At 42.1% G+C, this 13,492-nt stretch carries 13 protein-coding genes; 10 read left to right on the forward strand and 3 right to left on the reverse strand.

All coding sequences use genetic code 11. The features are described 5' to 3' along the window. Positions 1–9: 9 nt before the first annotated feature. The 4 genes from B4J50_RS09375 (at position 10) to B4J50_RS09390 (ending at position 4,097) form a co-directional block, all read left to right on the forward strand. Positions 10–390 carry a DUF6672 family protein gene (locus B4J50_RS09375; protein ID WP_024821433.1) on the forward strand — a complete coding sequence of 127 codons (381 nt, stop codon included), beginning with the start codon at positions 10–12 and terminating at the stop codon, positions 388–390. 31 nt (positions 391–421) lie between these two features. Beyond that, on the forward strand, positions 422–1,624 hold the full coding sequence (locus B4J50_RS09380) for a M20 family metallopeptidase (protein ID WP_024821434.1): 1,203 nt from the start codon (positions 422–424) through the stop codon (positions 1,622–1,624). 107 nt (positions 1,625–1,731) lie between these two features. Next, complete coding sequence (locus tag B4J50_RS09385) at positions 1,732–2,928, forward strand: DUF3798 domain-containing protein (protein ID WP_024821435.1); 1,197 nt, start codon at positions 1,732–1,734, stop codon at positions 2,926–2,928. A gap of 71 nt (positions 2,929–2,999) precedes the next feature. Continuing rightward, positions 3,000–4,097 carry a M24 family metallopeptidase gene (locus B4J50_RS09390; protein WP_084043835.1) on the forward strand — a complete coding sequence of 366 codons (1,098 nt, stop codon included), beginning with the start codon at positions 3,000–3,002 and terminating at the stop codon, positions 4,095–4,097. A gap of 24 nt (positions 4,098–4,121) precedes the next feature. Here B4J50_RS09390 and B4J50_RS09395 read toward each other — a convergent pair whose 3' ends face one another. From B4J50_RS09395 to B4J50_RS09405, 3 genes are all read right to left on the reverse strand, one after another. Next, a complete protein-coding gene (locus tag B4J50_RS09395) occupies positions 4,122–4,832 on the reverse strand; it encodes a FadR/GntR family transcriptional regulator (RefSeq protein ID WP_024821437.1) in 711 nt (236 codons plus the stop codon). 51 nt (positions 4,833–4,883) lie between these two features. Then, positions 4,884–5,579, reverse strand: a complete 696-nt coding sequence (locus B4J50_RS09400) for a FadR/GntR family transcriptional regulator (protein ID WP_024821438.1) — start codon at positions 5,577–5,579, stop codon at positions 4,884–4,886. 95 nt (positions 5,580–5,674) lie between these two features. Beyond that, positions 5,675–6,367, reverse strand: a complete 693-nt coding sequence (locus B4J50_RS09405; protein ID WP_024821439.1) for a FadR/GntR family transcriptional regulator — start codon at positions 6,365–6,367, stop codon at positions 5,675–5,677. A 190-nt stretch (positions 6,368–6,557) separates the two neighbouring features. Between B4J50_RS09405 and B4J50_RS09410 the strand changes: the two genes are divergently transcribed. From B4J50_RS09410 to B4J50_RS09435, 6 genes are all read left to right on the forward strand, one after another. Beyond that, positions 6,558–7,550: an ornithine cyclodeaminase family protein gene (locus B4J50_RS09410; RefSeq protein WP_024821440.1), complete on the forward strand. Its 993-nt coding sequence runs from the start codon at positions 6,558–6,560 to the stop codon at positions 7,548–7,550. A gap of 90 nt (positions 7,551–7,640) precedes the next feature. Then, on the forward strand, positions 7,641–8,189 hold the full coding sequence (locus tag B4J50_RS09415; RefSeq protein WP_024821441.1) for a TRAP transporter small permease: 549 nt from the start codon (positions 7,641–7,643) through the stop codon (positions 8,187–8,189). Beyond that, positions 8,190–9,494 (forward strand): TRAP transporter large permease, encoded by a 1,305-nt coding sequence (locus tag B4J50_RS09420; protein ID WP_024821442.1) that lies wholly within the window; start codon positions 8,190–8,192, stop codon positions 9,492–9,494. A gap of 24 nt (positions 9,495–9,518) precedes the next feature. Further along, positions 9,519–11,120: an L-serine ammonia-lyase, iron-sulfur-dependent, subunit alpha gene (sdaAA, locus tag B4J50_RS09425; RefSeq protein WP_024821443.1), complete on the forward strand. Its 1,602-nt coding sequence runs from the start codon at positions 9,519–9,521 to the stop codon at positions 11,118–11,120. 20 nt (positions 11,121–11,140) lie between these two features. Continuing rightward, positions 11,141–12,157 (forward strand): TRAP transporter substrate-binding protein DctP, encoded by a 1,017-nt coding sequence (dctP, locus tag B4J50_RS09430; protein ID WP_286954118.1) that lies wholly within the window; start codon positions 11,141–11,143, stop codon positions 12,155–12,157. 58 nt (positions 12,158–12,215) lie between these two features. Continuing rightward, positions 12,216–13,487, forward strand: a complete 1,272-nt coding sequence (locus B4J50_RS09435; protein ID WP_024821445.1) for a serine dehydratase subunit alpha family protein — start codon at positions 12,216–12,218, stop codon at positions 13,485–13,487. The last annotated feature ends 5 nt before the right edge of the window (positions 13,488–13,492 follow it).

Below are 13,492 nucleotides of genomic sequence, written 5' to 3' on the forward strand. Positions count from 1 at the left end.
TGATTTGCCTTGAGCACTTTAAAGAGAAGAATACTTTTACGGACTCTTCTTGTGGTGGCTTTAGTTTTCTTTGGGGTTTTTTTAGTTTTTATAGGTAAACGGCATGTTGTCGTTTTTGCGAATGAAGAGATACAGCAAAATGGAGAAGTTTTTCCAGCTTTAGATTGTGTTCGTATTACAGCAGGAGAAGAAAAATTTGAACTTGAGTCAGAAGATAGGATTGCAATAGAAGTTGCCGGCTTAAAGAATGTCTTTTTAATAGAGACTTTATCAGATGGAGTGATTGGTAAATCTATAACTTTTCCTCTTTCTTTAAAGCTTGAGCGAATGGTTATCGTCTCTCTACCTCTTGTTGCAGCAGGTTCCTCTGATGTCATAGTGACAGAATAATCATAATGCATATATGTTGGAGGTGTAGTTCATGTCTCAGTATGAAGATCTTGCACTGAAAATGGACGAGTATATTTGCAAAAACCTTGATGAACTTGGAACACTCAGCGACTGGATAGCAGAGCACCCAGAACTCAGCCATGAGGAATACGAGACGTCCAAAGTTTTATGTGAAGCCCTAGAAAAAGAAAATTTTACAATAGAACGACCATATGCGGGGTATGACACAGGTTTCAACGCATTCTTTAAAAATAGAGGAGACGATGCCCCTACTGTAGGGCTTCTTGCCCAATATGATGCCTTACCTGAAGTAGGGCATGGTTGTGGCCATAATATGTGTGGAGCTATTTCAGTTCTAGCGGCAAGAGCTCTCAAACATGTACTGGAGAAAGAAAATATTCCTGCCCAGATCAGAGTTATTGGCACTCCGGCGGAAGAAACAACAGGTGAAAAAGTACCCATGGCAAAAGCGGGACTTTTTGACGACTGTGATCTTGTCCTCATGGCTCATCCAGAAACAGGGAGCTCTTTTATAGGTTTTAATTCTCTAGCTGTAGATCCCTTCGAGTTTACTTTTGCTGGGAAATCAGCCCATGCAGCGGCGTCTCCTTGGGAGGGAAAAAATGCTCTTAATGGCCTTCAGCTGTTTTTGCACGGAATAGATATGTTACGCCAGCATGTCAGACCAGAAGTACGTATGCATGGCATTGTTACAGAAGGAGGATCGGCGCCCAATATAGTTCCAAGCAAAGCGGCGGCGAGACTGCTTTTAAGAGCCCCTTGGAGAACCTATTTAAATGAAGTTGTAGAGCAGGTTTTTGATTGCGCCAGAGGAGCGGCTATAGCAACTCAAACGGAAGTATCTTGGAGCAAATGTGGATATAGCATGGATAATATGCTCCCCAACCCTACCGGTAAAAATATGCTCAAAAAAATTATGGAAGAAGAAGTAGGAGAGCCTATTAATGATTATCCGAGCCTTACTGGTTCTACAGATATGGGTGCTATTTCGTGGAGGCTTCCCACTTTGGAACTGCTTATTTGTGTTTCTGAACAAGAAATTGCACCTCACACTGTCGATTTTGGGCGAGCATGCCGTGGAGGCAAGGCGAGGAGTGCCCTGAGCAAAGCTGCAAGGGGATTGGCCAGGGCTAGCCTAAAAACTATTTTAGATGAAACGTTGCGAATAAGGATGAAAGAAGACTATGAAAAGCAAAAACACATTCAACTATAAGAACGTAATGAAAAGGAGGAGGTAAAGACTATACGTTTCAAAGAGTTGCAAAGGGGAAACATTGAGAGGGAACTGTGAAGATAAAAATGTAGTAGGGGGTGCTTTTTATGAAAAAGGTTGTTTGTCGTTTTTTATGTGCTGTATTTTTAGTGTGCTCTTTTTCTGGATTAGCATTAGCAGAAGCGCCATTCCATATCGGTATCGTTACTCCAACAGTTTCTCAAGCTGAAGATAATTACCGGGGAGCAGAGGCTCTATTGAAAAAATATGGTGATGTGGCGGATGGAGGCATGGTTAGACATCTCACATCTCCAGATAACTTTAACGCGGAAATGGAGACGACAATTACTCAAATTGTAAGTCTTGCCGATGATCCTCTAATGAAAGTAATTGTTGTTGATGAGGCTGTTCCTGGAACAACAGAGGCTTTTAAAAGAATTATGGAGAAGCGGCCAGATATTGTAAGACTTGCAGGTAATCCCCTCGAAGATCCTAATATGATTTGTCCAGTAGCTTCTCTTGCTGTAATGCCAGATCATATTAGCCGAGGATACACAATTATATATGGTGCGAAAGAAATGGGAGCTGATACGTTTGTCCATATTTCTTTCCCACGTCATTTGAGCATAGAACTTCTTTCAAGGCGTATGCATATAATGGAAGAAGTATGTAAAGACTTAGGTCTTAAGTTTGTTCAGGAAACAGCGCCAGATCCTACATCAGATGTAGGAGTGGCAGGCGCGCAACAGTACGTCCTTGAAAAAACGCCAGCATGGCTTGAAAAATATGGGAAAAATGCGTGTTTCTTTACGACGAACCAAACTCATATTGAGCCATTGTTGCGACAATTGACCCACCATCATGGCGGTTACTTTTTGGAAGCAGATAGTCCGTCTCCATTGAAGGGATATCCAGGGGCTTTTCATCTAGATCTTGAGAAGGAGAAGGGTAATTGGGAAGCCATTATGGCTAAAATAGAAAAAGCAGTAGTAGATGCCGGAGCTGGTGGAAGACTGGGTACATGGGCGTACTCTACTGCCTATGCTACTGCTGCAGGGCTTGGCGAGTTCGGGAAATGGGTAGTAGAAGGGAAAACCGACATTAATGACACGGAGGCGCTAAAAAAAGCTCTTGAGACATATACTCCGGGAGCATCATGGAGAACAATGTACTATACAGATAAAAATACAGGTGTAAAGATGAAAAATTATCTCCTTATTATGCAAGACTCCTACGTCTTTGGGAAAGGGTTCCTCCATTTGACGGATGTTGAGATACCTAAGAAATACTACAAAATAAAGTAAGAAATAGTTTGTTTTAGTAAGAAAGAGGGAAGCAGATAAAAGCTTCTCTCTTTCTCTTATACGAGGAGGATATGATGGATTACGTAAAAAGATTTAACAAACTTCTCGAAATTCTTCAAAATAGCAATTTAGATGGAATTTTTTTAGCTCCCTCTTCAGATCTGGAATACACCACAGGCCTTAAGCTTCATCCTGACAGTCGATTTAAAGGAGTCATGATCTCTAAAAATGGAGAATCTTTTGCTCTCTGCCCCTCCCTTTATCGCGAAGAAATGGAGGCAGCTCTTCCTGAAAGTACGGCCATTTTGGAATGGAAAGATGGTCAAGGATTTGTGGAAGTATTTAAAGATGGGATAAAAGCCTTAGGCCTTAACAATGGAAGAGTTGCATTTAATGCAGGAGTGAAAGCTGTAGATATGCTTGATGCAGTTTTAGAGACGAACATAACGTGTGTAAATGGGGCATCGGTTCTTTCGCCTCTTCGACGTAGTAAAGATGAGCAGGAACTTGATTTTTTGAGAGCGGCATCAAGAAATAATGATGCAGTTATGGAAGACCTGAAAAATTTCATCCGCCCAGGAGTTACGGAAAAAGATATAGCGAAGCATATTATGTTTCTCCATGAGAAAAGAGGGGGGGTTCCCCGGTACCCTGTTGTAGCCTCTGGAATAAATGGGTCGATGCCACATTATGGAGGCCAAGACAATCGAATTATTCAAAACAAAGACATTATTATCGTTGATACTGGGGCTTGGTATAACAGCTACAATTGTGATATGACACGAATGTTTTTTATAGGGGATCCGACGGAAGAACAGAAAAAGGTATATAGAATTGTTCTAGAAGCACAAAATGTTGGAGAAGAAGAGGCTACGCTAGGAGCCATACCGGAGGATATAGACAATAAGGCGAGAAAAGTTATTGAAACAGCAGGTTATGGTGCTGCTTTTACCCACCGTTTAGGTCATGGAACTGGTATGGATCCTCATGAAGATCCCTTTATCGTAGCAGGAAATAAAAGACCTCTGGAGGTTGGGAACTGTTTCAGCATAGAACCGGGGATTTATCTAAAGGGGGCATTTGGGGTCCGTATAGAAAATCTTATTGCTATTACAGAAACGGGTCCTGAAGTATTAAATAAACTAGATAAAGAAATGATCATTCTATAAAATTGCGAGTAGCCCTTTGAAGGGTTACTCGCAATTCTTTTGCGCATCAAGGCTTAATAATTGACTTTTAAGCATATGTTCAATGTGTTTCTTTACGCTTTCACGTGCTTTACCTATGTCTCTATTGAGTATGCAGTTTAATATTGCTTCATGTTCTGTCATCATCTCTTGCCAGCTAGACAAGGGAAGCCTTGTATATCTATATCTTTGTGCATTAATTTCTTCTCGTATGGAGGCTAATATTTTAACAGCCAAGCTGTTTCCTGCTATTTCAGCTAGATATTCATGGAATTTAGTATGTGAGGAAGGATTGATAGCTTCATTTTTATTGCCTCGTTCTAAAAAAACAATTTCTTTGAGAGTTTCAAGGTCCTCTTCTGTTGCCCGTTCTATAACCCATTCTACAATTTGTGTCTCTAAAAGAATTCGAATTTCCATTAATTCTCGTATGGAAACATTTTCCGATAAGTGTTCAACGAGCTCATTGTTTGCCAAATATCGCAGCGCATTGGCAGAAATGTATGTGCCATCTCCAGATCGGGATTCGACGATGTTATATATTGAGAGAGCTTTTAAAACTTCTCGGATGCAATTTCTGCTGACTTGAAATATCTCAGCAAGAGCTAGTTCCCCTGGGATCTTTTCTCCAGGTTTCCATGCCCCTTTTTTTACTGCTTCGAGCATTTGTTCTAAAACATTTTCATATAACGTAGATTTATTAGCAGGCTTTATCATTTATATCCTTTCTGAAGCATTAAAAATAATGTGTTCTTATTTCAATACGACCTAACGCTGTTCTTTTTCGTGTAAACGTTCCAAGATCTCATATTGGCCGTGAGACAGGTGTTTATACATAATCTTTTTGGCTTTCTCTGGATTCCGCTCTTTTATAGCTTGACATATTTCCCAATTTTCTTTCTTGAAAGCAGCAAGGTTCTCAACTGGCGAGGTTTTGAAAATGAGTCGTTGCGTCGCGAGTTCATTGCGAATAGATCCAAGTAACCGCAATAAAAAACGATTTCCCGCCATCTCTGCTAAGACATTATGAAATTTATCGTGAATATCTACATCCGGATGTTCCTCGTCTTTTAATAAAAGCTCCTCCATTTTTTGAATTTGTTGCTCAGTAGCCCGTTGTGCTGCCCAATAAGCAATTTGGCCTTCTAACAATTGCCGAGCTTCCACAAGCTCTTTTAATGTAGACTCTTCAAAAAGGCTTGCAACAAACTCAGTGTTAGTAATATTGCGAAGAGCATTTATAGATAAATACGTGCCATCACCAGGACGCGCTTCAACAATTCCTGAAAGTTCAAGAGCCTTTAAAACTTCTCGAATACAATTTCGGCTTACCCCGAAGGTTTTCGCTAAAGCTTGTTCTCCAGGCAACTTCATACCAGGTTCCCATATATTTTTTTTAATAGCATCAATAATTTGGTTGAGAACGCTTTCATGAAGTGTCGATTTACTTGCCGGTTTAAACATTATATCCCCCTTACGTATAAGACCTTGTTAAAGTATATACTATTTGAACTCCATGAAGAGACATAAAAATAGATTTTATATTTTATATAACAATTTTATAGTCTCTCTTTCTCCTTTTTCTCCAGAATCCCTTTTTGCGAATGGGCGAGGTGTTGGATCATAGTTTCTCGTGCCTTTTCTGGAGCCCGTGCTTTTACCGCCTGACAGATTTCCCAGTGGTCTTTCCGAAATTGTTCCAGATCTGTAGAGGGCCATGACTTAAACATAATTCTTTGAGCAGATACTTCATTTCGTATGGAATCTAAAAGACGCAATAGAAAGGGATTCCCGGCTACTTCCGCCAGAAAATTATGAAATTGGTTATGTATATCTACGTTGGGAACGTCTGTTTCTTCCATCAAAATATGCTCTAAGATATTCACATCTTCCTCAGTAGCCCGTTCGGCTGCCCAGTAGGCAATTTGTCCTTCCAGAAGTTGCCGTGCCTCCATGAGCTCTGCAAGAGTGCTTTCCTCGAAGAGAGAGGCAACAAGTTCTGTATTAGCTATGTTACACAAAGCACTGTCGGAAAGATATGTGCCGTCACCAGCTCGGGCTTCGACTATCCCTGTAAGCTCAAGAGCTTTTAAAACCTCTCGTATGCAGTTCCGACTTACGCCGAAGGTTTTCGCCAAAGATTGTTCCCCAGGTAATTTCATACCCGGTTCCCAAGCCTTATTTTTTATGGCGTTGATCATTTGATGTAGCACATTTTCATGAAGAGTTGCCTTGTTTGCGGGTTTAAACATAAGATCCTCCTGTATTCAATACAGTTTTATTTATAAAATTTTATTTTTTCAGGCTTGACGTTATTGCCTTGCTGTGATAATGTTCAATTGTTCAACAGCAGGGCATAAGATCATTTCTACTATATCCTGCCATTCTCTATCAGTAAAGCTCAAAGATACGTAACAATTAATGAAGGGGGAGGTTTTTTCTATGAATACGTTGTTGATGAGCCAGAATGAAATCAAAGAGCTTATTACGATGAAAGATGTAGTTGAGGCCTGCGACAAAACCTTTCAAGGAATGGGCGACGGAACTGTTATTAACCCCACGAAAGTCAATCTAGATCTTGGAGAAACAGCATCGTTCCCTCCTTATAGTGGATTTATGAATGCTATGCCTGCCTATGTTGGATGGTCAGACACGGCTGGAATAAAGTGGGCTGGCGGGTTCTTAGGCGAACGTAAAAAAGTTGGTCTTCCCTATATTACCTCTCTTATTATGCTCATAGATCCTAAAATGGGCAACTTCACAGCAGTGATGGATGGTGCATACATTACCAATCTTCGTACAGGTGCTCAGACAGCGGTAGCCCTTAAGTATCTTTTCCCTAGAAAATCTCTTCGTTTATGTCTCTATGGAGCGGGAATGCAGGGGCATACTCAGACCATGGCCATTTCCCAGCTTTTTGACATAGAAGAAGTACACGTATACGACATTAGTAAAGCAGCTGCTGAGCGCTATGCCTCTGACATGGCTTCTTATGTAAAAGGGAAAATTCATATTGCGAATACCCCCGAAGAAGCAGCGGATGGAGATGTGGTCGTTTGTGTTACTCAATCAAAAGATAAGTTTTTTAAAAATGAGTGGTTTAAGCCAGGAATGTTGCTTTTCCCTATGGGATCATATCAGGAATGTGATAATGATTGTATTTTAAACGCGGATAAAATAATAGTAGATCATATTGGACAGACCCTTCACCGCGGCGCTCTTGCAGAACTTGGTACCTCTGGACGGATCACAGAAAAAGACATTTTTGCCACCATCGGCGAATTAGCTGCTGGAAAAAAGAAAGCCTCTGTAGCTAACGGAGAAAAGATTCTCTGTATCCCCATTGGAACAGGCGCTATGGATATTGGTGTGGCTTCAGTTGTGCTTGACAGAGCTAAGAAGAGCCAACGCGGAAAAACGTACGCATTTGTATAGAACAAGCGGGTAGCGCCGCACATAAAGAATGGGTGTCGTTAGGCGAGTACGACACCCATTCTTTAAAAGAGTAAGAGGGGAGGGTCTGGGATGTCAGAGTCAAAAAGTTTTTTTAACACCATTCTTTATTGGGCAGCAAAAGCGCAAGATGTAGTTTTGGTTTTTCTGATGTCATTCATCTCGATTCTTGTTTTTGGCCAGGTTGTGTTGCGCTATGTTTTTAAAGCCCCCCTTATGGGAATAGAAGAGTTGCTTCTTTTTCCCACAACATGGGCATATCTTATCGGGGCTATAAAAGCTTCGGCAGACAAAAATCAGATAGTGGCCAGGGTGCTCGAAGTTTTTATGCGGAAACAGAAATCAGTGTATTTAGTGCGTGCCATTGCTGCTGCTTTAAGTGGAGTTGTTCTAATTTGGCTTTCCTATTGGGGATACGATTATCTCAAATATGCTCTACGTGTCCAAAAAGAAAGTCCCACGCTCTTTATTCCCATGATTTGGTCTGAGTCTCTTGTTTTTGTCAGTATGGCTTGCATGACCTTCTATACCATCGTTGAATTTTTTGGTCATGTTCGAGACTTTATCCGAACACCTCAAGACGTGCTAACCCAGATGGAAGTGGAAGAGGAGGTATATTAAATGGTATCTGTTGCTCTTATCGCTTTATTAATTCTCGTTGTATTCCTCTCCCTCGGTGTTCCTTTACCTTTCTGTTTTGGTGGAGCCCTTATGTATATGAGCATTATAGGTGGCGTATCCATGAAAGGCATGATGATGTGGGGGTTGCAACAGATTTTGAGCCCTGTCCTGCTCTGTGTCCCCCTCTTTATTTTTGCAGGAAGTTTAATGAGTCAAAGCGGTATTGCAAAATATCTACTTGATCTAGTGGACGTTTTTGTAGGGAGAGTAAAGGGTGGTTTAGGTGTTGTAGCTACAGTAAGTTGCGCCATTATTGGCGCTATCTCTGGCAGCGGTTTTACAGGAGTAGCAGCAGTGGGTCCTATCCTTATTCCACGCATGGTTGAGCAAGGATACCCAAAAGGTTACGCTACGGCTCTTGTCACAGATTCTTCTATTCTTGGGCTCCTTATTCCTCCAAGTGTTATTTTGATTGTCTACGGCTGGGTCACCGAAACATCTATCTTAGCCTGTTTTCTTGCCACAGTAGGGCCGGGAATCCTCGTTACTATTTTCTTTTCCATCATTAATCTTATATGGGCTAAACGGTTCCCTCTCAAACTGGAGCCAGAGCTTAAAAAAGAAGAAAAAATGCGCGAAATTGTTCATCGAGGTTGGAAAGCATTACCAGCCCTCATGATGCCAGTTATTATTCTTGGCGGAATTTATGGGGGAATTATGACTCCTACAGAGGCCGCAGCAGTAGCTGTTATATATGCAATTCCTGTAGGTTTCCTAATTTATAAAGGGCTTAAAGCTAAAAATTATTATGAGGTAGCCAAAAATTCTGCAATATCCGTTGGATCTATCATGGTCATGATTTTATGTAGCCTCATGCTCAGCCAGACATTTGTTATGCTTCAAATTCCTCAAGCTATTGTAAAAACTATGTTTGGAATTACACAGAATAAGGTTATATTGTTGGTCCTCATCAATCTTCTTCTTTTCTTCATAGGCATGATTGTGAATGACCTTACAGGAGTTATTCTTGTCGCGCCCTTACTTTTACCATTAGCTTTAGCCATAGGAATTCACCCTATCCATTTTGCCTCCATTCTTGGTGTTAACCTCGCAGTCGGCGGTGTCACGCCACCCTATGCGAGCATCCTTTATTTAGGAATGAAGATTGGAGAGGTGGAATTTGTTGAGATTCTTCGTCCAGCAATGACTTTTCTTTTGTTGGGCTATATCCCCGTTATGATCCTTACTACATTTTGGCCCCCTCTGTCCCTTTTCCTTCCTGGAATTATGGGATTTTTACAGTAGTGGGTATTAAGGGAAGTGGCGTCTATGAACTTTTGTCAGAACCGTAACAGACTCGTGAGTCTTTTTGATTCCCTCGGTCCTATTATGACAGGACCCTCTAGTTCTCATACAGCGGGAGTCCTCAGAATAGGGCGAATGGGCCGACTCTTTTTAGGAGGAGACCCTGAGCGCATTGACCTTTTTTTCTATGGCGCATTGGCTGAAACCTATAAAGGACATATGAGCGATTCTGCTATAGTAGGCGGCTTGCTTGGCATGAGAGAAGATTCTCCGGAAATAGGAGAAGCTCTTTCTTTGGCCGAGCAAAAAAATATCCCTGTTTTATATCACTTGGAACCACTCTCCAAAAGAAACCCGAACACTGTAGATATGCTTCTTGCGAGACGAGATCAAAGCCTTCGGGTTGTAGGAATTTCTGTCGGTGGTGGCGAAATTCTTATGACAGATATTGAAGACTTTCCTATTTACTTGCAAGGAAGCGAAGAAGGGATTCTCTTTATTGCAGATAAGCTTTTCACAAAAGAGTTTTTAGCTGAACTTTTGGAAGAGAACGTTTTATTCCTTGAAAAGAGTGTCTCGTCAAACCATGAAGAAAAGGACGTCCTTTACACCTGCCTTACGGAAAAACCTTTGTCAGATATTCAGCTTAAAAAAATAGAAAGAGAAGCAGGAGTTAGAAAGGTTTTTCCCCTTACTTGTTTGCTTGATTACAAATTGAAAAACGATGAACCTCTTTTCTCTTCTTTCGAAGGATGGCTTCACTATGCTGACTCTCTCCATATTTCTTTACCTGAAGCAGCAATTGCATTTGAAGAAAAAAGGAGTGGCTTATCCAAGGGTTTTATTCGTGAAAAGGTACAGATTGCGTGGCAAACAATGTCTCAATCTGTAGAAAAGGGGATGGGGAACGATCTTTGTCTTTTAGGTGGGCTTATGCCCCATGATGAAGGTGTAAAACTTATGGCTCTTGTAGAAGGAGGGCGATCTCTTTCTGGTGAAACTGTAGGAAAGGCTGTGGCAAGAGCGCTGGGCGTCATGACATTGAACGGATGTATGGGGTGTGTAGTAGCAGCTCCGACTGCGGGGTCAAGTGGTGTATTGCCTGGAGCCCTTCTAACAGCAGCTGAACATTTAAGCTCAGATATTGCGGAAATAGAAGATGCGTTACTTGTAGCGGCAATGACAGGGGCTCTCATCGCTATGAGGGCACCAGTTTCCGGAGCATTGGGAGGATGCCAATCCGAGATAGGTGTTGCTTCTGCCATGACTGCTGCTGCTTTAGCACAGCTTTCCGGAGGTACTGCAAAAGAGGTTGTTCATGCTTCTTCACTTGCTTTAAAAAATATTTTGGGACTTATCTGTGACCCTGTTGCAGGACCAGTTGAGATTCCATGCATTAAACGCAATGCTATAGGGGTAGCCAATGCTTTTGCGGCTTCAGATATGGCTATTGCTGGCATAGAAAGTATTATCCCGCCAGATGAAGTGGTCGATGCTCTCATCAATGTACAGAAGCTTTTGCCTGTTGAACTTCGAGGAAGCATGCGAGGAGGGTTAGCTTCTACCCCTACCGCACAAAAACTCAAAGACAAATGGTTTGCAAAATTGGGAGTAAAGAATAGTTAAGCATAAAGGAGGCGGTGTTCATGAAAAAGTTTTTTGCAGCACTATTGGGAATTTCTTTTGTTTTTGCGGCTCTCTTTATGGTAGGCGGAGAAGCTCTGGCCAAAGAGAAATCTTATGTCTGGAAGATTTCTCATATCCGCCCGGCAGATACGGCAATTGACAAAGATGTGAAGTGGTTTGCAGAAAAACTTGAACAGGAATCTAACGGTCGTATTAAGCTCCAGATTTTTGATAACAGTCAGCTTGGCGACTACACCGTCGTTCATGAAAGAGTGAGTGTTGGTGCGGTAGACATGGCCATTCAGCCTGTCGTTACCACTGCCGACAAAATGCTCCAGATATTGAATCTCCCGTACATTGTGAATGATTGGGAGGGAGTAAAGAAAAATTATGTAAGCGGCACTCCCCTCATGAACTGGGCAGCGGAACGTTACGCCAAACAAGACCTCAAAATTATTAGCGTTTGGCCGGTGTATTTCGGAGGAACCGCTCTCATGAAAAAACCTGAGAAACCTGGCGATCCTTCCGTCTCTAAAGGGCTGAAAGTCCGAGTCCCGACGCAGAAAGCCTTTGAGCTTCTGGCAGATGCACAAGGGTACATGGCTACTCCTCTTGCTTTTGCTGAAACATTTACAGCTCTTCAGACTGGAATTGTAGATGGGGCTTTTGGAGCCGGAGCAGAAGGATATTATGCGAATTTCCGCGACATTATCAAGTGCTATGTTCCATCGAATACTCATTTTGAGCAGTGGTATCTCATTATAAACATGGAACTTTGGAACTCTCTTTCTGAGGAAGATCAGGCTTTAATTACTACGTTGGCTCGCGAAATGGAAGATCGCCGCGTTGCTCAGGCTGAATCTGATCAAGCGGCAAAAGAGAAGCGTATGGAAGAGTATGGCATTGAGGTTGTTCACCTTTCCAAAGAGGAGCTTCAAGCCCTTACTGATAATGCTCGAGAAAAAGTTTGGCCTGAAATGAGAAAGATACTTGGAGAGGCAAACTTTGACGAAGCTGTGAAGCTAGTTATGGATTAAAACTGTTTATAAGTAGGGGCTTCAATAAGCCCCTACTTTCTAAAAAGGGGGAATTGTAGTGTCAGAATCGTTGCTTACCATTTTGAAAAGAGAAGTTAAGCCAGCCCTTGGATGTACTGGCCCGACCTCTGTTTCTTTTGCTGCAAGTGTGGCTCAAGCAGCTGTGGAAGGGGAAGTAAAATCCATAAAAGTTGTGATGGATCGGGATACGTATAAAAATTCTATAGCAGTGGGTATCCCAGGTACATCGCTATTAGGGCTTGATATAGCGGCTTCTCTTGGTGCCGTTGCTGGGGATGCAGAAGCAGGCCTAGAGGTTTTACATAATATCACGAAGGAAGACGAGAAAAGGGCCATAGCCATGCTACCCAACACCCACATTTCTATCGATTGGACTCGAAAAGAGGTTGGTCTTTATATTGATGCTACAGTTGAAACTACAAATGGAGTTGGACGAGCAGTTGTCGTTAAAACCCATACAAATGTAGTTCTTATAAAAGCCAATGAAGAAATGATATTGGCTAAACCCCAAGAAGATACAGCAGCTTCTGACTATTCGAAAGATGCAATCCTTTCTTATAAGCTTAAGGATCTTTACGATTTTTCTTTAAGTGAGCCTCTTGAGAATTTATTATTCCTTCAAGATGCCATAGTGATGAACGAAAAACTTGCCAAGGCTGGTTTTGAAGAACAAGCAGGAGGAAAGTTTGGACAGGGGTTCCTCGATTATCCCTATATGAATCCTATTATCAAGGCTAAAGCCTTGACAGCCGCTGCCTCTGATGCACGAATGGATGGCCTGGGGCTGCCAGCCATGAGTTGTGCCACAAGTGGAAATGTTGGCATTACAGCTTCGTTACCCCTTGTTGTTATGGCTCGTGAACTTGATAAAGATAAAGAAGCGCTTCTTCGATCTCTTGCCCTTAGTTTTCTTGTCACTATTTATCTAAAGAGTCATATTGGTCGCCTTTCACCGATGTGTGCTTGCGCCATAGCTGCGGGGTTGGGTGTTACTTCTGGAATGGTCCTTATGCTTGACGGTTCTTTTGAGCAGGTGGAAAGAGCAATCAATACTGTTGTAGGAAGTATTGGCGGCATCTTGTGCGATGGCGCAAAGCTCGGATGTGCTATGAAGTTGGCCAATGCGGTAGGTACGGCAATGGAATCAGCTTATTTGGCAATGAATAATACGTCTATCCGTTCAGGAGACGGACTCGTTTGTGAGAGAGCAGATGATACCATCTGCATTCTTGGCCGGATAGCACAAAAGGGAATGGCTCCTGCCGATGAAGAAATGTGCCGTGCCATTATAGAACGAGAACAGGGTTAGGGGGG

This window comes from Aminobacterium sp. UBA4908 (assembly GCF_002398115.1).
In the GTDB taxonomy this organism is placed as follows: domain Bacteria; phylum Synergistota; class Synergistia; order Synergistales; family Aminobacteriaceae; genus Aminobacterium; species Aminobacterium mobile.